Origin of the sequence: Caulobacter endophyticus (assembly GCF_003116815.1) — a bacterium.
Taxonomy (GTDB): Bacteria; Pseudomonadota; Alphaproteobacteria; order Caulobacterales; family Caulobacteraceae; genus Caulobacter; species Caulobacter endophyticus.
The window spans coordinates 74758-96515 of sequence record NZ_QDKQ01000016.1; the positions used below are offsets into that span (position 1 = coordinate 74758).

Annotated in this window: 13 protein-coding genes and 1 pseudogene; 8 read left to right on the plus strand and 6 right to left on the minus strand. The window is 65.8% G+C overall.

Annotated elements, in window-relative coordinates; genetic code table 11:
• Positions 1-3 precede the first annotated feature (3 nt).
• A complete protein-coding gene (locus DDF67_RS03070) occupies positions 4-411 on the plus strand; it encodes a response regulator (RefSeq protein ID WP_109099481.1) in 408 nt (135 codons plus the stop codon).
• Positions 412-481: 70 nt separating this feature from the next.
• Here the strand turns inward: DDF67_RS03070 and DDF67_RS03075 are convergent, their stop codons facing one another.
• From DDF67_RS03075 to DDF67_RS03085, 3 genes and pseudogenes are all read right to left on the minus strand, one after another.
• Positions 482-751 carry a hypothetical protein gene (locus tag DDF67_RS03075; RefSeq protein WP_109099482.1) on the minus strand — a complete coding sequence of 90 codons (270 nt, stop codon included), beginning with the start codon at positions 749-751 and terminating at the stop codon, positions 482-484.
• A gap of 412 nt (positions 752-1163) precedes the next feature.
• Positions 1164-1547 (minus strand): annotated as a pseudogene (locus DDF67_RS03080) (YkvA family protein); the annotation flags it as partial.
• A 200-nt stretch (positions 1548-1747) separates the two neighbouring features.
• Positions 1748-1939 carry a hypothetical protein gene (locus DDF67_RS03085; RefSeq protein WP_233247527.1) on the minus strand — a complete coding sequence of 64 codons (192 nt, stop codon included), beginning with the start codon at positions 1937-1939 and terminating at the stop codon, positions 1748-1750.
• Positions 1940-2808: 869 nt separating this feature from the next.
• Here DDF67_RS03085 and DDF67_RS03090 point away from each other — a divergent pair.
• From DDF67_RS03090 to DDF67_RS25455, 3 genes are all read left to right on the plus strand, one after another.
• Positions 2809-4818 (plus strand): ATP-binding protein, encoded by a 2010-nt coding sequence (locus DDF67_RS03090; protein WP_109099484.1) that lies wholly within the window; start codon positions 2809-2811, stop codon positions 4816-4818.
• A gap of 574 nt (positions 4819-5392) precedes the next feature.
• Complete coding sequence (locus DDF67_RS03095) at positions 5393-11299, plus strand: putative Ig domain-containing protein (RefSeq protein ID WP_158277980.1); 5907 nt, start codon at positions 5393-5395, stop codon at positions 11297-11299.
• Between the two features lie 450 nt (positions 11300-11749).
• Positions 11750-11896 (plus strand): hypothetical protein, encoded by a 147-nt coding sequence (locus DDF67_RS25455; protein ID WP_158277981.1) that lies wholly within the window; start codon positions 11750-11752, stop codon positions 11894-11896.
• Between the two features lie 158 nt (positions 11897-12054).
• Here the strand turns inward: DDF67_RS25455 and DDF67_RS03105 are convergent, their stop codons facing one another.
• Positions 12055-12552, minus strand: coding sequence for a MarR family winged helix-turn-helix transcriptional regulator (locus DDF67_RS03105; protein WP_109099486.1), 498 nt, complete (start codon positions 12550-12552; stop codon positions 12055-12057).
• 152 nt (positions 12553-12704) lie between these two features.
• Here DDF67_RS03105 and DDF67_RS03110 point away from each other — a divergent pair, with 152 nt between their 5' ends.
• The 3 genes from DDF67_RS03110 to DDF67_RS03120 are packed head-to-tail and all read left to right on the plus strand — an operon-like array spanning position 12705 to position 16519.
• On the plus strand, positions 12705-14102 hold the full coding sequence (locus tag DDF67_RS03110) for a methyl-accepting chemotaxis protein (protein WP_109099487.1): 1398 nt from the start codon (positions 12705-12707) through the stop codon (positions 14100-14102).
• Between the two features lie 10 nt (positions 14103-14112).
• On the plus strand, positions 14113-14928 hold the full coding sequence (locus tag DDF67_RS03115; RefSeq protein ID WP_199229133.1) for an alpha/beta fold hydrolase: 816 nt from the start codon (positions 14113-14115) through the stop codon (positions 14926-14928).
• A gap of 10 nt (positions 14929-14938) precedes the next feature.
• The gene (locus tag DDF67_RS03120) at positions 14939-16519 is read left to right on the plus strand and encodes a PAS domain-containing hybrid sensor histidine kinase/response regulator (RefSeq protein WP_109099488.1); all 1581 of its coding nucleotides are present in this window, start codon (positions 14939-14941) and stop codon (positions 16517-16519) included.
• A gap of 105 nt (positions 16520-16624) precedes the next feature.
• Here DDF67_RS03120 and DDF67_RS03125 read toward each other — a convergent pair whose 3' ends face one another.
• Positions 16625-18568 carry an ATP-binding protein gene (locus DDF67_RS03125; RefSeq protein ID WP_109099489.1) on the minus strand — a complete coding sequence of 648 codons (1944 nt, stop codon included), beginning with the start codon at positions 18566-18568 and terminating at the stop codon, positions 16625-16627.
• A 667-nt stretch (positions 18569-19235) separates the two neighbouring features.
• Entirely contained in the window at positions 19236-19880 is a 645-nt protein-coding gene (locus DDF67_RS03130) for an RES family NAD+ phosphorylase (protein ID WP_109099490.1), read from the minus strand.
• A 199-nt stretch (positions 19881-20079) separates the two neighbouring features.
• Between DDF67_RS03130 and DDF67_RS03135 the strand changes: the two genes are divergently transcribed.
• A partial coding sequence (locus DDF67_RS03135) for a putative Ig domain-containing protein (protein ID WP_199229134.1) occupies positions 20080-21758 on the plus strand: 1679 nt, incomplete at its 3' end.

Consider the following 21758-nt stretch of genomic DNA (forward strand, 5'->3'; position numbering starts at 1 on the left):
GCCATGACGGCGCAATCTAGACCTTCGATACTCGTGCTTGAACGCGATCCGGCGGTGGCGACCTCTTTGGTGTTCGCCCTGCGGCTCGAAGGGTTCGAGGTCGAGGTCCACGCCGCGCCCGAGGCGCTTGAGCGGGCCATTCGCACGAAGCCTGACTGCCTGCTCATCGACGCGGACCACCCCGCCGTCTCGCCCGCGGATCTGCTGTCGCGCGTTCGGGCCACGGGTCATACGGGGCCTGCGATCTTCACAGCCACGAACCCAACCCGCCGCCTGGGCGCGGATATCCGCGCCAGCGGCGCACGTCTGCTGGAAAAGCCCTGGAGCGGTGATGGCGTCGTCGCCGCAATTCGCGGCGCGATCGCGGGCCAGTGGAACGAGACGGCTAAAGCGGATTGTTTGGCGCCGTAGGCGTTCGCAAAGCAGTCTGGCGTCTTCGAGAGGATTGAGCTGCCAACTGTTGCCCGATTGGTCGGACGATCTAATGCAGCGTTTCGCGGGGCCAGTGTTCGTCGCAGAACGCCTCGATCCACGCACGCGCCACCTGCTCGCGTTCGGACGCCGGCACGCCCAACATGGTCGCCCTAAGGCTGTCTACGATATGGGTGACGGTCTCGCGCAGCTCTTCCCATTGTTCGACGAGCTGAGGATCGGCGCGGCCGCTCTCCACCTCCTGGCGGATTGCCCAAAGCCGCTGAAACAGGGGATCGTTGATCAGCGCCTCGTATTCGACCGTGGCTGAATCGACCATCAATAGTAGCCCTTCATGGTGGCCGTAGTGATCAGGGCCAGGAGCAGGACGCTCAATACAATGGCGCCCCAACCAACCAGCGTCAGCGGGATGGCCAAACGTCGAAGAGGACGTTGGGTTTGGGGGCGGCTGTCCTGCATGACGGCACTCTAGGTGCGCATCCCGCAACCGTCTAGGTTGTCTTGCGTCAGTATGATTAACGTAACGCGATCTGGAGCCGGGGACCGAGTCAGCCGATTAAAGGGGCGTTGCGGGGTGTCCCCGCAGAGGGGGTAGCTTGAGACGACGGCTCAAGCTCAGGGGGACGCATCCCCCTCCTTCAGATCTTTCGCACCTCCTTCGCAGCCGGTCGCCTCGTCAAAGATTTCCTGATCGCGCTACCCAACCCATTGCCCACTGAGAGGCGACCTGGTTATCGAAGCCGCCCCCAGAGCGCCAAGGCTAGAGCAGCCGCGGTAATCAGCCAGATGGTCAACACGGCCAAGAGGCCGGTGCGCGAGGTGGGCCGATCATATCCGGCCGCCTTCGTCCGGAGGTTCTCCATGACATCAACCGGGATCAACCTGACCACCAGAAGTATACCCAGCGGCACGAGAACCACATCGTCGAGATAACCGAGGATCGGAATGAAGTCGGGGATCAGGTCAATGGGTGACAAGGCATAGGCCGCCACAGCCGCCGCCAAAGCCTTGGCGTACCAAGGAACACGTGGATCTCGCGCCGCCAACCACAGCGCAACGACGTCACGCTTGAGCCGCCTGGCCCATTCGCGCACCCGCGTCTGGATCGTCGAAATCATGGCCCGATAGTGCATCACAACGCTGCGTTTCGCGATGCTGAAGCTGCCGGGCGTTAGGGCCTAGCTACGACATGAAAAACAAGGCGAGGCCTGGCTGGGCGGCGTCGCGCCTGTCCGCGAGTGAACCAGACCAGTTCCCGGCCATCTGCCGCCCGCGCCTGAGCCCGCCACGCGCCTAACGCATGTCGACCGCGCTCTCAAAATAGGCTGTGGCGCATGCCCTCGGCATGAGCGACGATCGAGACGTCAAAAGCCTTGCCGTCGTCCAAGGTCAATTGCACGCGGCCTTGGCGGAAGGCTCTGCGCATGGCGTCAGGATCACCCGTGACGCCGCCCTTGGCGCCCCGCTGGCCTTGATTGCCGACGAGGTAGTGCAGCGAGAAAGCCACCGGATGGCTCTGGCGGGCGATGACCAGGGCGCCTTGGCCGGTGCGCGGCGGTTTTGGAATTCGAGACACCCCTCAGCAACGTCCGGGGCGCGGCCTTGGGTCCGACAAACCTGTGGAGGAAGGTAAGGGCGGCCCGGCGATCGTCGGGGGGGCGTGTGGCCGGGCCGCGCGTCCGGTAGCTTTGGGGCGTCCGGACATCGGAGATAAGCCGCCAAGGCGTATGCCGTTCCAATCCATTGAAATTTTCAGCAGGTAGGCGGCGAGTCTAAATTGGCGATCATGATCTTCCCCGGCCTGAACCCGACCTGAAACGCCACCAGCCTCGGCGCACTTTGTCAGGCGAGACCGCCCGCGATCACGGAAAACCGCGGGCTGGGCGCGCATGTAGGCGGTGGAGGCTGGGAGACCCGTGCATCGCCTCCGCTGTATTCCGAAAGGAGCTCTTCCAGTGCCTGGCGCCGCGAGGCGTCATCCGTCATGAGAGCAGTTAGCAGATAGCCGACCGTGGCTTCAAGTTTGCAGCAATGATGGTGAGCCAGCCGAGCCTGTTCCATGGCCGCCGCACCTGGCTCACCAATGTCGGCTATCGAACAGAACAGCTCTTGAAAGATACGCTCTCGAGCGTTTTCGTCAAAAGAAGTCACGAGCGCCCTGCTCCGAACACGGAACCTCATCGCCTCGGATTATCATTCGATAACTAGAGACGCTTCCGAGGAACCAGAACGATACTGCGTACGAACGCGATATCCACGCGGTCACTTGTCGCACATCGCCTTGCAGCGCCTGAAAATCACTAGGTCCACCTCCCTCATTTAAAGTGGCGCTGCCGTCCACACTCGCCTAACGTCGCGAGAGGGTGGGGCGAGGTTGTGCAGCGGCTCTTAGGTCTGTTCTTTCTCTCGGTTTTGATCCCGACGCTGCTGGCCGCAGCTTTGGTCGCCGCCCTGTTTCTCCACCAGGAACGGCAATCGCTTAGCCGGCAAGCCGCGGATCTCGCCCAGTTTTCCGCCGCCCTAGTCGGTCGCGAGTTGGTCGCTGACCGCCGCGCCGTCCAGATGATCGCCAGATCACCGACGCTCGAGACGACCATCGACGAAACACGCTTTCGGATGCTCGGGGCGCGCTTCTTGACCGACGAGCCCCTGTGGCGCGCGGTCAGCGTCAGCGATCCCGCCGGCGTCAGACTGATCGACGTGCCTCGGCCAATCGCCGGTCGCCCTCGGGGACGCGTCGTAGAAGCCGCAAGTCATGAACGCACGGTTCGGACCGCCCGCCCTCAGGTCGGATCGATCGCGATGGGCCCCTCCGGGAGACCGGCCTTCGCCGTGCGCGCGCCGGTGCTGCATGGACGGGAGGTCCGCTACGTCGTCTCGATCGTGGTGGATCCGGTGGCCATGGGGCGGTTGCTGAACTTGGCCAAGGCGCCCGCAGGTTGGACGGTCACGGTTCTCGACGACAGCGGCCGCATCGTCACCCGCTCCGAGGCGCCCCAGGCGGCTGGGCACCCAACCGATAGGGCGTTCGTTGCGGCGGCTCAGGCCGCATCGCGCACTGGCAAGCTCGTCCAGGCTGGCGATCTCAGCATCGTCGCGCGCCCAGTGGAGGGCGGGTCTTGGACCGTCGTCACGGCCTTCCCTTCCCGGATATACGCCAGGCCGATGACGCAGGGCTTGGTGGTTCTGGCCCTTGTCGCCACCTCGACGCTGCTCGTGGCTGTGCTGTTGGCGCGTCTGGCCAGGCGTGAGCTGACAGCGCAACGCGCGCAGCTGACGCGAGATCTGGCGGCGCAGCGGTTGGAAGCGCTTGGCCAGATGACCGGCGGGGTGGCGCACGATTTCAACAATCTGCTCACCCCCATTATCGCAGGCCTCGATATTCTATCGGGCCGCCTGCGAGGCGAGCCCCGCAACGCCAAACTCGTCGACGCGGCGCTAGAGAGCGCCGAGCGCGCCAAGGGCTTGATGCAGCGTCTTTTGAGTTTCGCGCGGCGGCAGGACCTGGCCGCCCAGGACGTGGACCTGGCTCCGCTGCTGGAGGGCCTCAAGCCACTGCTTCAGCAATCGGTCGGCGGCGCCGTGCGTGTCGATGTCGAGGTTCGCCAAGCGCCCCTATTCGTCAGGATCGATCCGGCCCAACTCGAACTGGCCATACTAAACCTCGCCATCAACGCCAGAGACGCTATGCCAGATGGCGGAGGTCTGACGGTGATCGCCGAGACGGCGAGGGCTCGCTCAGGAGGGGGCCTGAAGGCGGGTCCCTACGTGCGGATCGGCCTTGTCGATACGGGAGCCGGCATGGATGAGGCGACCTTGCGGCGCGCCGCCGAACCGTTCTTCACGACCAAGCCCGTCGGCAAGGGCACAGGCCTTGGTCTCTCCATGGCGCATGGCCTGGCGGCGCAATCAGGAGGCGCGCTTACCCTGAAGAGTACCCTGGGACAGGGTACGACCGTTCGGATCTGGCTGCCGCCGGGCGCGCCGCCAGTCGCCGCGCCGGAGGCGGCGCTGGCCCCGGTCGTAGCGCCGGACGTGAAGGTGTTGCTGGTTGACGACGATGCGGTCGTGCTGGCCGCGACAGCCGCCTCCCTCGAAGAGAGGGGTTTCATCCTGACGACGGCCGGCTCCAGCGAGGAAGCGCTTGGGGCCCTGGCGCGGGCCAGGCCCGATGTGCTGGTCACCGACCTGGCGATGCCAAATCGAGATGGCGCTGATCTGGCCTGGTCGGCGCGGGCTGCCCAACCGGGCTTGCCGATCCTGGTCCTGACGGGCTTTGCAAGGCCAGAGCTACAGCTGCCCGCAGGCGCGGAGGTTCTGGAGAAACCTTTCAGGGGCGACGACCTAGCGTCCAAGATCGCAGCTCTAGTCAGCCTCGCCACGTAGCGGGCTCGCTGACAGGCGTCGCCTGCAAGGGCGCGCCAACATCGCCCGATCCTTGCTGGTGTCGCAACACGGCCGCGCCCTCAAGACTGTCTTTCCGCCTGTATAGGGCGAAGACCTAGGTCACCCAGATCGTCCCTTGTCCTGAAAGAGTGCGACGATCGGACGCTCCCGCTGGGGTGGAATCCTCACCGCGCCGTTAACCTCGCGCAACCTAAGCAGATCGGAGTTATCCCAGAACGAGCCGCAAGAAATGTCCGTCAATAAGGCCAAGCCGAATGTCGTTTTGCAAACGGTTGCGGCGCTTTTGCTGTTCGTTGTGTCGCTCCTGGCCGTAGCTCAGCCTTCATTGGCGGCGGACCTGACATTCGACCGGGCCTATCAAGGTAGCCTGTCTGGGCAGACCTATACGACAACCACGCTGTTGAACGCCGACGCAGGATCGATCCGGTTCGCGGACGGGGGAACACAGCGCTCGTTCCAGAATACCAGCGGCACGCTCTACTATAAGGTGGGCGGCGTTCAGTTCTCCGAAGTCGGGGTGCTCAATTCCCGATACCCCAACGGAAACACCCTAATGAACGCCGTGGCGTTCAGCGGCGCCGGCGGCGATCGACTCCTGGTGCTTGGCGGGTCCTACACCACGTCGGGCTCTTATAGCGGCAGTTCCAACGCCATCGTCGCCAAGCTCAACGAATATGTTGACGCGACCGCGCCCGATCCGGCCCAAACGACCCTTCTCGTCAATGGCGCATCCAGCGCCTCAGCGGCGGTCGGTGGGACGGCGACGATCGTTGTTACGACCAAGCTGACGTCGGGCGCAGCGCTGACCGGCGCTACCGTGACGCTTTCCGGCAGCCCCAGCAACGCGTCGTCGATCTCGCCCAGCTCAGCGACCTCGGACGGAACGGGCAAAGCCACCTTCACGGTCACGGGCCTGCAGTCGGGCACGGTGACCTACAGCGCCACCGCTTCGGCCAACGGCACCACAACCACCAGCGCCGGCACGGTGTCGGTGACCTATACGGGCGTGCGAAGCGCGGCTCAGTCGACGGCTTCTGTTCCGAACGGTACGGCGGGCGCGGCGACCACGATCGTCATTACGGTACGCGACTCCGGCGGGGCGGTCGTGACCGGCGCTGCCAGCGGGCTGGCCGCCACCATCGGCGGGACCAATGCTGGCGCGACGGTGAGCGCCATCACCGACAACGGCAACGGGACCTATAGCTTCACCTACACGCCGGCCTCCGCCGGAGTAGACAGTGTCGCCATTACGCTGGATAGCACCGCGATTTCGGGCTCCCCATACTCCAGCACGGTTTCTGCGCCGGCCATCGCGATTACGACCACGACCCTGCCGACACCGGTAATCAGCGTGGCCTACAGCCAGACGGTAGCGACCTCGGGCGGCACGGCCCCCGTAGCCTTCTCGGTCTCGGCGGGATCGCTGCCGACGGGCCTGTCGCTGGCGGCCTCGACGGGCGTGATCAGCGGAACGGCCACGACCGCGGGCGCTTACAGCTTCACGATCACGGCGACCGACAACAACAGCGTGACCGCGACCCGCACCTATACAGGCACGATCGGCGCGGCCCTGGCCATCACGACCGCGACCTTGCCGACGCCGGTCGTCGGCGTCGCCTACAGCCAGACCGTCGCCACTTCCGGCGGAACCACGCCGGTGACCTTCTCGGTCTCGGCCGGCGCGCTGCCGGCGGGCCTGTCGCTCGCCGCCTCGACCGGCGTGATCAGCGGCACGGCCACCACGCCGGGCACCTACAGCTTCACGATCACGGCGACCGACAACAACAGCGTCACCGACGCCAAGACCTACACCGGAACGATCGGATCCGGCCTGGCCATCACGACCGCGACCTTGCCCACCCCCGTGATCGGCGTGGCCTACAGCCAGACTGTGGCGACCTCGGGCGGCACGGCCCCCGTGACCTTCTCGGTTTCGGCTGGCTCGCTGCCGGCGGGCCTGTCGCTCGCCGCCTCGACCGGCGTGATCAGCGGCACGGCCACGACCCCGGGCGCCTATAGCTTCACGATCACGGCGACCGACAACAACAGCGTCACCGACGCCAAGACCTACACCGGAACGATCGGATCGGGCTTGGCCATCACGACCGCGACCTTGCCCACCCCGGTGATCGGCGTCACCTACAGCCAGACGGTGGCGACCTCCGGCGGCACGGCCCCCGTGACCTTCTCGGTTTCGGCTGGCTCGCTGCCGGCGGGCCTGTCGCTCGCCGCCTCGACCGGCGTGATCAGCGGCACGGCCACCACGCCGGGCGCCTACAGCTTCACGATCACGGCGACGGACAACAACAGCATCACCGACGCCAAGACCTATACCGGAACGATCGGATCGGGCTTGGCCATCACGACCGCGACCCTGCCCACCCCGGTGATCAACGTTGCCTATAGCCAGACGGTCGCCACCTCGGGCGGCACGGCCCCCGTAACCTTCTCGGTCTCGGCTGGCGCGCTGCCGGCCGGCCTGTCGCTAGCCACCTCGACGGGCGTGATCAGCGGCACGGCCACGACCCCGGGCGCCTATAGCTTCACGATCACGGCGACCGACAACAACAGCGTCACGGACGCCAAGACCTACACGGGAACGATCGGCGCTGGCCTAGCCATCACAACCGCCACCCTGCCGACCCCGGTCGTCGGCGTCGCCTTTAGCCAAACCGTCGCGACCTCCGGCGGCACGGCTCCGGTGAACTTCACGGTCTCGGCCGGCTCGCTGCCGGCCGGTCTGTCGCTGGCCGCCTCGACGGGGGTGATCAGCGGCACGGCCACGACGCCAGGCGCCTATAGCTTCACGATCACGGCGACCGATACCAACAGCGTCACGGACGCCAAGACCTATACGGGAACGATCGGCGCTGGCTTGGCGATCACGACGACGACCCTGCCGACCCCGGTCGTCGGTGTCGCCTACAGCCAGACCATCGCGACCTCCGGCGGCGCGGCTCCGGTGACCTTCGCGGTCTCGGCCGGCACGTTGCCGGCGGGCCTGTCGCTCGCCGTCTCGACGGGCGTCATCAGCGGCACGGCCACGGCTCCGGGCGCTTATAGCTTCACCATCACCGCGACCGACAACAACAGCGTCACCGACGCCAAGACCTATACGGGGACGATCGGCGCCGGCTTGGCCATCACAAACGCCAGCCTGCCGACCCCGGTGATCGGCGTTTCCTACAGCCAGACGGTCGCCACCTCGGGCGGCACAGCTCCCGTGACCTTCGCCGTCTCGGGCGGCTCGCTGCCGGCGGGCCTGTCGCTGGTCGCCTCGACGGGCGTGATCAGCGGTACGGCCACGACCCCCGGTGCCTATAGCTTCACGATCACCGCGACCGACAACAACAGCGTGACCGCGACTCGCACCTATACCGGCACGATCGGCGCTAGTTTGTCGATCACCACGACCTCTCTGCCGACCCCGGTCGTCGGCGTCGCCTACAGTCAGACCGTCACCACCTCAGGCGGGACGGCCCCGGTGACCTTCGCGGCCTCTCTCGGTTCGCTGCCCGCTGGCCTGTCGCTCAACACCTCGACCGGCGTGATCAGCGGTACGGCGACGACGCCAGGCGCTTATGGTTTCACGATCACGGCGACCGACAATAACGGCATCACGGACGCCCAAGCGTACTCCGGGTCTATCGGCGCCAGCCTGTCGATCACGACGACCAGCCTGCCGGCGCCTCTGGTCAGCGTCGCCTACGGCCAGGCTATCGGGACGTCGGGCGGCACGGCTCCGGTGACCTTCGCGGTCGCGGCCGGGAGCTTGCCCGGGGGCCTCACGCTCAATACGTCGACGGGCGTGATCAGCGGAACGGCCACCACGCCGGGCGCCTACAGCTTCACCATCACCGCCACCGATGGGAACAGCATCACAGCCTCCCAGACCTATTCCGGCGCCATCGGGGCGCGCCTGGCGATCACGAACAGCGCCCTGGCGACGCCGGTGATCGGCGCGGCCTACAGCCAAACGGTTGGGACGTCAGGCGGCACGGCGCCGGTGACCTTCTCGGTCTCGGCCGGCGCGTTGCCGGCGGGCTTGTCGCTCGATGCGGCGACTGGAGCGATCAGTGGTGCGGCCACGACGTCGGGTCCCTACAGCTTCACGATTACCGCAACCGACAGCAACAGCGTCACGGACGCCAAGGCCTATTCGGGCACGATCAACGAACGGGTCTCGATCTCGGGAGGCCTGACCGCGCCACTCGTGGGCGAGGCGGTAAGCGCCGCAGTGTCCGCCTCGGGGGGAACCGGTCCATACGCCTTCGCGGTGTCGGGTGGCGCGCTGCCCGCCGGTCTCTCGCTTTCGCCGACGGGCCAGATCTCCGGCACGCCGACGACCGCAGGGCCGTTCAGCGTCACGATTGAAGTGACCGACGCAAACGGTCAGAAGGCCTCGATCACCTTGAGCGGCACGGTCGGCCAGGCGCTCGTCGCCGACGACCAGAGCGTCGAGGTGGCCTACAACGGTTCCGTCTCGATCACGCTGGCGAGCCTGGGCGCGGACGACACGATCGCCATGCAGTCGGGCGTCTCTAGCGGCAAGCTCACCGTATCGGGCGCAGTAGCGACCTATGAGCCGACGCAAGGCTATATCGGCCCAGACGGGTTCAGCTTCAGCGTCAAGCGGGGAGGCGGCTCCTCTCGCGTCGCGACGGTCAAGATCAAGGTCCTGCCGCCGCCCCCCCCGACTGCTGAGTCGCCGTCCGATCAGACCCTTGACACGACGGCGGAAGACGACGCGGCCGTTGTCGTCGACCAGGTGTCATTCGATCTTGCGAGCCTGGTTAAGGGCATCGTCACCGACGTTCGCATCGAGACCCTGCCCAAGCATGGCAATGTGGAGATGGTTCGGGCCGCCGCCGCGCCGGCGGCCGCCACAACGGGCGCGCGCATGGCTAAGGCCGCCGCGGCCGCGCCAGCGCCGGCGTTCACGGCCGTCTACACGGCTGACAAGGGTTATGTCGGCCGCGACAGCTTCACCTTCGTGGCGATCGGTCCAGGGGGCGTCTCAGCGCCGGCCCTGGTCAACATTGAAGTGGTCAAGTCCAAGCCCAGCGCGCCGGTCCTGAAGGTCTCGGCTCTGGGTGGACGCAAGGTCGTCATCGACCTGACGGCGGCCGCCCTGGACGGCCCGTTCACCGGGGCCGCCCTGCTCACCAAGCCCGCCGACAGCGTCGGCACGGCTCGGCTGGTCGAGAGTGGCACGGCGGGCGACCGCCGCTACAGCCTGGAGTTCACGTCGAAGGGGGCAACGACGGGCGAGGTGCGCTTCACCTACACCCTGACCAACAGCTCGGGCGTCTCGGACCCGCTGACAGTCATTCTGACGATCGAAGCGCGCCCGGATCCCACTCTGGACACTGGCGTGCGCGCGATCAGCGATGCGCAGACCGAGGCCGCCCGCCGCTTCGCCAGCACGCAGATGGACAACTTCTCCCGCCGCCTGGAACGCCTGCACGGCGATCAGCGCGCCGGCGGCCTGGGCGTCACGCTGGGGTCGGGTGTCGCCGGTTCCGGCGCCTGTGCGCCGACGGCCCGCACGCCTGAGGAACAGCGCCTGTGCCGTGATAGCGGCATGGCGGGCGGCTCGACCGCCGGCTCGCAGGGCCCGCGCGGGCTTGGCGAGGTTGAGGTCTGGTCGGGCGGCGCCATTACCGTCGGCCGACGTGATCCCGACAGCGGTCGCGCCAAGCTCAGTGTCCAGACCTCCGGCGTAAGCGGTGGCGCGGACGTGCGCGTCTCGCCTGCCCTGACCGTGGGGCTGGGCGGCGGCTACGCCTCGGACGTCAGCAAGCTGGGGCAGGGCCTGGGACGCGTCGAAGCTAAGGGCTGGACGGCGGCGAGCTATGCCAGCTTCCACCCATCGTCTGGCGCGTTCATCGACGCCGTGGCCGGCATCGGTGACCTGACGTTCGACACGCATCGTACCATCTCCACTACCGGAGAGATCGCTTTGGGGCAACGCGACGCGACGCTGCGCTTTGGGGCCCTGACCGCGGGCTATGACGGCCAAACCGGCCGGGCCCTTTGGTCGGTTTATCTCCGCGCCAAGAGCATCGACGGCAAGCTCAAGGCCTATGCCGAGAATGGTTCGGAGATCTACAGCCTGGCCTTCGACCAGCGCGATCTTCGGTCTCGCATTGGTGTGGTCGGCGGGCGGCTTGGCCTGAGCTACAAGATCGGAGACGTGGTTCTCACCCCGCGCGTGCGTCTGGAATACGCCCAGGAGTTCGCCGGTATCGATCCGCAGCGGATCCGCTACGCCGACTGGCTCGACGGCGCCGTTTACGAACTGGGCGGCGTCGGCTGGAAAGGCGAGCGGGTCAATCTGGAACTCGGTGCGGGCGCCGAACTGGGGTCGGGTTGGACCCTCGACCTCGACGTCGGCGGAGAGAAGGCCGGCGGCCTGACCTCCACCACGGGGCGGATCGGTGCGGCCAAGCGCTTCTGATCAGACCGTTCCGGAAGGTCGGCGAGAGCCTCCTTCCGGAACGGCGCCATTGTGCGGGAGTAATCCCTGTTGCCGCGACCTGTGGGGCGATGCTGGGCTAGCAGGATCTAGTCCCGTTCCCGGCAGGACGTTCCTTCCGGCTAGTAAGCCAGTGTCAGCGACACGACGTGTTGGCGTATCCTGCCAGCCAAATGGCGCGCTTGGTGAATGTTCGAATTCTCCGCTGCCCTAACTTTCCGTCATCGGCGCCGGCGCTCTTCATGATCGCAAAGGCGTCCTGATCCTGGAGAAGGCAGCCATGAACAACCTCATCAAAGACGCCCATCACATCCCGGTCGGCGAGGCTGGGACGACGGTTTCAATCAACCCCATCACGCTGACCACGTCCGGCCGGGCCCTGCCCCTCGAGCTGCGGATCACCGGGCCCGTTTCGGGCGATGCCTGCCCATCGTGCTCCTGTCGCACGGCCACGGACCGTCGAACTACATCCCCTCGAAGGATGGCTATGGCCCGCTGGTGAACTTCTACGCCGAGCGCGGCTTTGTCGTGATCCAGCCCACGCACCTGAACTCGAAGGTGGCGGAGGCGCTTCATTGATACTCGCCACGACGGGGAGATCTCTAGCGCCGGCGTCTTCTCAGCGAGCGGCGGTGGCGATCGTTGAAGATTTTGTCGCCGCGAGGCGCGGCGCTGAACATCCCGTTGCTGAAGCCTTTAGGGATCGGCCTTGGCGCCGCGACCATTGAGGTCGCGTGTCAGCGAAGGGGCGGGGTGCTGGCGAGCATGCCAGCGTTGAAGCTTTGCAGATTGGAGCGCATCGCCGCAATCTCGTTACCGGATAGCGGCAAACGCTCGACGACGTCGCGACGGACCGCCAGGACCTTGTCGCGTAGGGCCCAGCCGGACGCGGTCAGGTCGACCCAGACCCGTCGCTCATCGACGACGTCGCGAGACCGGGTGAGCAACCCGGCGACTTCCATCCGTTTGACCAGCGGCGTCACCGCGCCCGTATCCATGCACAGGCCGCGCCGTAGATCGCCCATGCTGCAACGGTCGGTGCGCTCCCAGAGCGCGATCAGGACCAGGTATTGGGGATGGGTAAGGCCCAGCGGCTCGAGCAGTCCGCGGTAGATCCGGGTGACGAGGCTGCTAGCGACCTGCAGAGCCAGGCACAGCTGCTTGTCCAGGTGCAAGTCGGCATAGTCGGGCGTCAGCCCAACGGCATTGGATGTCTCAGCGCGATGGGCGTCCATCGGGAATGCCTCCAAGATCGGGCCATGACTAGAACGAGTCCGTTAAGGGTATGTCTCTTTTTGTTAGTCGCGAAAATATCGCAGTCGATATAATCAAGCCTTAAGCAAGGCTGTGTATGACGACCTCCTCATTCAGGTTTGAAGGCGCGGGCATGTTCGGGATCGACAACAAGCAGACGGCAGCGCTGCGCGAGCAGGTCGCGGATCTCGAAGCGACGGTGGCGGCCATCCACCGTTCGCAGGCCGTCATCGAGTTCGAGCTCGACGGCACAATCATCGACGCCAACGACAATTTCCTGGCGACCATGGGTTACAGCCTGGAGGACATCAAAGGCCGTCGCCACAGCATGTTCGTGCCGCCGGAAGACGCCGGCGGCGCCGAGTACGCGCGGTTCTGGGAGCGATTGCGCGCGGGAGAGACCTTCGCCGACGCCTTTCGTAGAATTGGGGCGGGCGGGGCGGAGGTGTGGATCCGGGGCTCCTACAATCCTGTCCTGGACGCCCAGGGCAAACCCTACAAGATCATCAAGTTCGCTACCGATATCACCGAGATCCGTCAGCAGCAGGCGGCTAGCAACGCCGCGCGGGATCGCGCCGAGGCGGCGCAGGCCTTAGTCGTCTCGACCCTTGGGGAGAGTCTCGAGCGGGTGGCCGTCGGCGATCTGAGCGTCCGCATCGAGGCGGCTTTCCCAGGCAGCTACGACCGCATCAAGCAAGACTTCAATCGCTCCGTCGAGAGCTTAAGCCAGGCCATGGCCGCTATCGACGGCGCGGCCGGCAATTTGCGCATGGGCGCGGGCGAGATCGCGGCCGCCGCGGAGGACCTCTCGCGCCGCACCGAACAACAGGCCGCGAGCTTGGAGGAAACCGCCGCGGCGATGGATGAGATCACCGCCACGGTGCGACGCAGCGCCGACGACTCCGAGCAGGCTGCCTCAGCGGCATCTGGCGCGCGCGTGGACGCTGTGCGGTCGGGCGAGGTGATGCGCGAGGCCGTCGTGGCGATGGCCGAGATCGAGGTCAGCTCCAGCCAAGTCGGCAAGATCATCGGCGTCATCGACGAGATCGCTTTCCAGACCAACCTCCTGGCGCTGAACGCCGGCGTCGAGGCCGCGCGCGCAGGCGAGGCAGGCCGCGGCTTTGCCGTCGTCGCCCAGGAGGTCCGATCGCTGGCGCAACGATCCGCCGAGGCGGCCCGGGAGATCAAGGCGCTGATTTCCACCAGCGGACAGCAGGTGGCCAGAGGCGTTCGTCTCGTCACCGAAACGGGACAGGCGCTCGATGGAATCGTCGACAAGGTGACCGACATCGACACCTTGCTCGCGGCAATCTCCCGTTCGGCTCGGGAACAGGCGCTGGGCCTCAACCAGGTGAGCACCGCGATCAATCACATGGATCAGGTCACCCAGCAGAACGCGGCCATGGTCGAGGAAACGACGGCAGCGGCGGCGAACATGGCGACCGAGACCCACAATCTTGGGGGGTTGGTCGGGCGGTTCCAGATCCGTTCGGAAGATGAGGTTGACGCTCATCACGGCCTGGCCGCGTGATCGGGCGGTCATGATCCAGCCGATCAGCGTCCAGCGCCGCAACAACGTCACCATCCAGGGCGAGGGCGCGCAGACCTTCCTGTTCGCCCACGGCTTCGGCTGCGACCAGTCGATGTGGCGGCTAGTGGCCCCGGCCTTCGCCGCCGTCGGGCGGGTAGTGCTGTTCGACCACGTGGGCGCCGGAGGCTCCGACGCCAGCGCGTATCAGGCCGAAAAGTACGCCGGTCTCGAAGGCTACGCCGCCGATGTCATCGAGATCTGCGAAAGCGAAGGTCTACGGGACGTTACCTTTGTTGGCCACTCGGTGAGCGCGATGATTGGCGTTCTGGCCGCCACCCGGCGACCGGATCTCTTCGCCCGCCTGATCCTAATCTGCGGCTCGCCGCGTTTCGCCAACGACGAGGCCTATGTGGGCGGTTTCGCATCCCAGGATCTGGAAGAGCTGCTCGAGCTGCTGGAGAAGAACCAGCTGGACTGGTCAGCGACGCTGGCGCCGGCCGTGGTCGATGGCTCGCAGTTCCAGACTGAATGGCAGAGCAGTGTCTGCCGCCTCGATCCCGCCATAGCCAAGGATTTCGCTCGCGCCACCTTCATGTCGGATCACAGGGTCGAGTGCCGCGCCGTCACAACGCCGTCGCTGCTGATCGAATGCAGCGACGACGCGCTGGCGCCGCCCCCGGTGGGCGCTTTCATGCATGAGGCGATCAAAGGTAGCCAGCGCATTGTCCTGAACGCGACCGGACACAGTCCGCATCTCACTTCGCCTCAGGCGGTGATCAGCGCCATGCAGGCGTTCATTGATAGACCTTTCGTCAGCGCGTCTTGAGGCAAAGGGCTTGAATCCGCTCTCTCCAAGCGATCTGGGGCGCCTCTACGATCTCGCGCCTTGCGGCCTGGCGACCTTTGACGCCGAACTGACCATCCTGTCGGCTAATCCGTACTTCCTTGATGTGGTCGGCTTGAGCCGCGCGGAGATGGTCGAGCCCATAAAGCTCACCGCCCTCCTGAGTGTCGCAAGCCGGATTTATCTGCAGGGCCGCCTTCAAGCCCAATTGGCCCTGACCGGACGCGTCGATGAAATCGTGTTGGACGTGGCGCGTCCCGACGGTCAGCGCGTGCCGGTCGTGCTCAACGCCTGCCAGGAGCGCGACGCAGGCCGGCCTGCCGGTCGTATCCATATCAGCCTGGCGCGAGCGGCCGCCAGGCGAGCCTATGAAGCCGAGGTGCCCAAGGCGCGCCAGGAGGCGATTGACGCCAAGCAGGTCAAGGCCGACTTTCTGGCCAATGTCAGCCACGAGATCCGCACGCCTTTGAACGGGGTGGTGGGGGTGGTCGGCGCCCTCCAGCGCACCGAGCTAAGCGCCCGCCAGCGCGACATGGTGGCTCTGATCGAGTCCTCGGCGGTGACCCTGGAGCGCCTCGTCGGGGACATTCTGGAAATCTCCAGGGTCGAGGCGCTGGCCTTGACGCTGGACGTGCGCCCCTTCCGCCCGCGCGAGGAGCTGGACGGAGTGTTGGAACTCGCCGGCCTGGCCGCGCGCGCCAAGGGAGTGGCTTTTGAAAGCGTCTGCGATGCGGCGCTTGACCAGTCCTTTCTCGGTGACAGCGTCCGGCTCAAACAGATCCTAACCAACCTGACCTCCAATGCGGTGAAGTTCACCCAGGAAGGGTTGGTGCGCGTCACCCTGGGGCTGGGCTGCGAGGGGCAAACACCACAGCTGGTCATATCCGTGGAGGACAGCGGCATCGGCTTTGATCAAGCCCAGGCCGAAGCGCTCTTTCAGCCATTCCATCAAGCCGACGCCGGCATCAGTCGTCGGTTTGGGGGCGTTGGTCTGGGATTGTCGATCGCAAGGTCGCTGGTCGATCTGATGGGCGGGACGATCACCGTACGCTCGGCGCCGGGGGAGGGCAGCACCTTCTCCGTCAGCATTCCGCTTGGGATCCCTGAAGCCCTCGCAGGGGACACTGGGCCGAGCGAGACCCTGTCGATGGAGCGGTCGCTGCGGATCCTGTTGGTGGAGGACAACGAGACCAATCAGCGTGTCGTCAGCCTGATCCTCGCCGAGGCCGATGTGGCGTTGACGATTACCTCGAATGGAGCGCTCGGCCTCGACGCCTGGCGTGAGGCCGATTTCGATCTGGTCCTGATGGATATGCAGATGCCGGTCATGGACGGCCTGACGGCGATCCGAACCATGCGGCTCGAGGAGCAGCGATCCGGGCGCGCCAGAACACCGATTGCTGTGCTAAGCGCCAACGCCATGGATCATCACCGTGACGAGGCGTTGGCGGCGGGGGCTGACCTCCATATCGCCAAGCCGATCTCCGCATCCGGACTGTTCACGGGCATCCAGAATGCTTTGACCGGTGCCGACCCCGCCAAGGACTTGGTGACGCCCGAGACGACGACCTAGCCGCCGCGCGGCCCTCACGGAAAACTGCGAAAGATCAGTTGCCGCGTACTGCCCGCGCAGCAAAGCGTCGGTCGTGCGCTCGGCCGCCGCGGCGCAAAGGGGTCGTCAAGCGAGATCGCGGCCTGCCAGGACCTCGTCGATCGCCGATAAGAGACGAGCCGCCTCGATCGGCTTGCCAAGATGCCGGTCGGCGCCCGCCTCAAAGCTGGCGCGCAGATGTTCGGGCAGTACGTTGGCGGTAAGCATGATCAGCGGGCAGGGCAAGCGACCATCATGCTTCTCTCGAGCCCGGATCTCGCGCGTAGCGCTGAGCCCGTCCATGACCGGCATCTGCATATCCATCAGCACAAGGTCGAAGGCCTCGGCGGCGAACGCCTCGACCGCCTGGCGACCGTCGCAGACAGAAACGAGCTCGGCACCAACCTCCGCCAGGATCAGCTCGATGACCTTGCGATTGACCGGATGATCTTCGGCAAGAAGCACTCTTATGCCGTGGTCTTCCCGCGCGACCGGTTCAGCGACCGTGGCGCCCGGGTGAGCCTCGGGCAGGGCGAGACTGAATTCGAAACATGAGCCCTGGCCTGGCATGGAGGTAGCGCGCAGCTCGTTGCCCATCGCCCGCACGAGATCGGCGCAGATCGAAAGACCAAGACCCGATCCGCCATAGCGTCGCGTGATGGAGTCGTCGGCCTGGGTGAAACGGTCAAAGATGCGGGCCTTGGCCGCGTCGTCGAAGCCAATACCGGTATCGGTGACGGCAAAGCGCCACGCCTCACCGTCGACCTCGAGGTCGAGGCGGATCTGGCCGGCATTGGTGAATTTGACCGCGTTGCTCAGGAGATTGCCGATCACCTGTCGCAGTCGCATGGGGTCGCCAACCACCCAATGCTCGCCCGAGGGCTGAACCACGACATAGTCCAGTCCCTTGGCCTCGGCGCGCGGACGATGGAGAGCGCCGACCTCTCGGACAGCGGCCAGCAGATCGAAGCGCTCGGAGGCTATTCGGAGCGCGCCTTCCTCAAGGCTGGCCAGATCCAGAACATCGCTCAGCAGGCCTTCCAATGTGCGCGCCGCGCCCGTCATCGCGTGAAGCAGGTCACCTTGATCCGGGGTTAGGACCGTGCGCGAAAGCACATCGCCAAGGCCGATGATCCCGTTGAGCGGCGTCCGGATCTCGTGGCTCATATTTGCCAAGAAGCGGGTCTTGGCCTCGCTGGCGACGCGCACCTGGTTCAAGGCCTCGCGCTCGGAATTATCGCGAATGATAGCCCCGATCATGATCCTTTCGTTGTCACGCCAGACCGAGAGCGAAAGGCTTGCCGGGAATTCCGAGCCATCACGCCGCAAGGCAGGCACCTCAACGGCGCCGGCAAGGGTGGGCCGCCCACCGTTGCAGAGGCGGGTAAAGCCTCGGTCATGCCCAGCGCGCAAGCGTTGCGGGATGATCATTCGCAGCGCCTGCCCAAGCGCCTCTTGAGCGGTGTGACCAAACATGCCTTCGGCTGCAGCGTTCCAATGCCGGATGACTTGCTGCTCATCGACGATCAGGACGGCGTCGGAGGTGCCGTCGAACAGCCGTGAGAGGAACAGCTTCTCGTGCCGCGTTTCGAGCCGCTCGCCGGCCATGCGGGCCAAGAGGTCGATCTGCGCGATCTGCGCGTCTAGGAAAACATGCGGCGCTTTGCTGGTGACACACACCACTCCAATGACTTGGTCTTGAACAACGATCGGCGCCCCGGCGAACGCGCCGATATCCGCGCCGCCGTCGCCAGCTGGAAGGGCGTCTGCGACGACGAGTGTCTTGGCCGTCCGCACAACGCGTTGGCAGTAGACGTCCCGCTGCGCGCAGGCGCGTGCATGGCGCCCCGCCGCCGCCTTGAGGCAGACGTCGTCTCCGTCGATGAACACCACGAACCCAGCATCCGCGCCGGCTGCACCGCAGGCTGCTTCCGCCAAGAGGTCGAAGGCTGGTTCCGGCGTCGTCTCCAGGAGACCCAGAGACCCTAGGGTGGCCCGACGTCCGGCTTGCAAGAATTGAGTCTGATCCAAGAGAGCGCCCCCGCGAGCACTGTTCGCCCACCGGCCTTGCCCTAAGATTACCTCGTGGTGAGGTGGATCGTCGCACCGGTCGCGTCAGGTTGTGACCGACGCTGGGGCAGCAGCGGTCTAGCGACCTTGCACGCCGAGAAGAGGCGAGCCGTGGATGTCCAGGGCCCGCCATCACGGTTAGCCGGTCCTGACAACTAGGCCGAGGCGGCATCGACCAAGCAACGATATCTGTATTTCTGATAATCTTGGTTAGACGCAAAAGTTGTGTAGCCGCCGTTTAGTAATGTCGCAGTGTGCCATTGTCACGGATTGCAAACGCTGCGAGTCGCACACCGGCCGTCACCGGTTGCTCCAACGTTCCTGATTTTGGCGCTTCCCGACTCCAAACCCTGCGACTTCCCGATCCGCAATCGTTGCGACTGGAAATGTGTGCGTTGTGGAGTTCTGCCTAGCGCAGCCGTGTTGGCTTAAACCCGCTAGAAAACGTAGCCTCCGACGGTGCCGACTGCGGCCGCGTAGGTCCATCGGCGTCTCAGATCTTCAGGCCAGGCCAACGAGCGCCGACCCACTTCCAGAACAGCCTCCCTCGGAAGCTCCATGGCCAACAAGAACAACGGATCTTGCCGTCGACGGACTGGCCTGCGCGGGCTGTGTGCCGGTCGGGGTTTTAGCGAGGGCCTGCGCGATCGAGCGGCGCCAGGACATGATGAATCTGCTGTCGGGTTTCCGCCGCCGCCGTTAGCTCGTCGCTGGCCAGGTAAAGGAATGAGACGCCCGCTCGGTTTAGCCGACCTGGTCTTGCCATTGGCGGCGGCGACGCGCTGATCTGAGCTCCCGACAAGGGCTTGTCACGGACTTCCGGCTTCCAGTCATCGCGCTTTCGATACTGGCCCTCCACGCCGGTCCGTGCCCGGAAATACTGGCGGCCGACCTCTACCGTGCGATCGATGCGATCGCCCAGGCCATCGAGCAGGCCAAAGACGCCAGCCTCCACTTCGAAGGCGTTCTCCCGCTCGAGTCGCGACCTAAATCGGCTGAGCGCAGGATGGCTCGTCTGCTGAATCGACCGCGCGGAGTGGCGTCCACCATCAGCGTCAAATCCGGCATAAACCGAAATGCCGGGTTCGGGATACGGATTGTCGGAGAACAGCCAGTAGAGCAGCTCGCGGCCTCGGTCGCGGGACATGCGGGTGTTGAAAAGTGTGTTGACCGTCTCAAGGATCGGATTGGGCCGCGTGAGCAGGTCTTCGACGGAGTCGTCCGCACCCCAGTGGTGGTTGTACTCGAACTCATCGAAGTAGAATCGGACCAAACCCTCGGCCCGATTCCCATGCGGGCCAGCATCGCCTCGTACCACCGGACCCAATCGCAAAACCGATCAAAATCGTGGCCGCCCAGCGCTCGGCGAGCGACGTTATGTCGCCACCCTTGGAGGCCGATTCTAACCTGCAAATTAAGGATCGCACCCGCTTAACGGACGCCTTCAATCGGCGATCTCCAGGCGAGCGGCAATGACCTTTGCGACCCGCGTTCCGAGCTTCAAGACCATTGCCCAGGCCACCCTGGTCCGTCTGGTCGCGGCGCTTTTTGTCCTGGCGCTGAGCCAGGCTCCCTCCCTGGCCGCCACGCTGACCTTTAACCGAGCCTATCAGGGCGGACTGTCGGGCCAGACCTTCACCACGACGACCCTGCTGACCGCCGACGCCGGCTCGATCCGCTTCAGCGACAACGGGAACCAGCGGTCGTTCCAGAACACCAGCGGCACCCTGTACTACACGGTGGGCGGCGTGGCCCATTCCGAGACGGGGGTTCTGAACTCCCGCTACCCTAACGGCAACACGCAGATGAACGCTGTCGCGTTCAGCGGGACCGGCGGCGACCGACTGCTGGTCCTTAGCGGCTCATACACCACCTCAAGCAGCTACAGCGGCAGCTCCAACGCCATCGTCACCAAGCTCAACGAGTATATCGACGCCACCGCCCCGGACCCTTCCCAGACGACCCTGCTGGTCAACGGCGGCTCCAGCGCCACCGCCTCGGTCGGAGGGACGGCGACGCTCGTGGTGACGGTGAAGCTGTCGTCGGGAACCGCCGTGTCCGGCGCCACGGTGTCGATCGCAGGCAGCCCGTCGGGCGGATCCTCGATCTCGCCTTCCTCGACCACGACGAACGCCAGCGGCCAGGCCAGCTTCACCGTCCAGGGCCTGCAGTCGGGCACGGTGACCTACACCGCCACCGCCTCGGCCAACGGCACCACCACGACCAGCGCCGGCACGGTGTCGGTGACCTATGTCGGCGTGCGCAACGCCAGCCAGTCGACGGCCAGCGTGCCGTCCGGTACGGCGGGGCAGGCGACAACGGTGGTCATCACGGTCCGCGACGCCGGCGGCACGGTGATGACCGGAGCCTCCGGCGGCCTGGCCGTCACCATCGGCGGAACCAACGCCGGCGCCACGCCCAGCGCCATCACCGACAACGGCAATGGGACCTATTCGGTCACCTACACCCCGACCGCCGCCGGTACGGACACCGTCGCCATCACCCTCGACGGGACGGCGATTTCGGGCTCGCCCTATTCCAGCGTTGTGGCCGCAGCGCTGACGGCGCCGACCATCACGACCACCACCCTGCCGACACCGGTGCTTGGCCAAGCCTACAGCCAGACCGTGGCCACGACTGGCGGTACGGCCCCGGTGACGTTTGCCGTCACGACCGGCGCGCTGCCGACCGGGCTGACCCTCAACGCGTCGACCGGTACGATCTCCGGTACGGCCACTGCCGCGGGGGCATACAGCTTCACGATCACGGCGACGGGCGCCAACAGCCTTTCGAGCAACCAGGCCTACAGCGGCACGATCGCCGCCGCCGTGGCCATCACCACGACCTCCCTGCCGACGCCTGTGCTCGGCCAAGCCTACAGCCAGACCGTGGCCACGACTGGCGGTACGGCCCCGGTGACGTTTGCCGTCACGACCGGCGCGCTGCCGACCGGGCTGACCCTCAACGCGTCGACCGGTACGATCTCCGGTACGGCCACTGCCGCGGGGGCATACAGCTTCACGATCACGGCGACGGGCGCCAACAGCCTTTCGAGCAACCAGGCCTACAGCGGCACGATCGCCGCCGCCGTGGCCATCACCACGACCTCCCTGCCGACGCCTGTGCTCGGCCAAGCCTACAGCCAGACCGT

Coding starts and splice junctions, on each gene's coding strand:
- DDF67_RS03070 (WP_109099481.1), top strand. CDS start 4: ATGACGGCGCAATCTAGACCTTCGATACTCGTGCTTGAACGCGATCCG.
- DDF67_RS03075 (WP_109099482.1), bottom strand. CDS start 751: ATGGTCGATTCAGCCACGGTCGAATACGAGGCGCTGATCAACGATCCC.
- DDF67_RS03095 (WP_158277980.1), top strand. CDS start 5,393: ATGAACGCCGTGGCGTTCAGCGGCGCCGGCGGCGATCGACTCCTGGTG.
- DDF67_RS03105 (WP_109099486.1), bottom strand. CDS start 12,552: ATGGACGCCCATCGCGCTGAGACATCCAATGCCGTTGGGCTGACGCCC.
- DDF67_RS03110 (WP_109099487.1), top strand. CDS start 12,705: ATGTTCGGGATCGACAACAAGCAGACGGCAGCGCTGCGCGAGCAGGTC.
- DDF67_RS03115 (WP_199229133.1), top strand. CDS start 14,113: ATGATCCAGCCGATCAGCGTCCAGCGCCGCAACAACGTCACCATCCAG.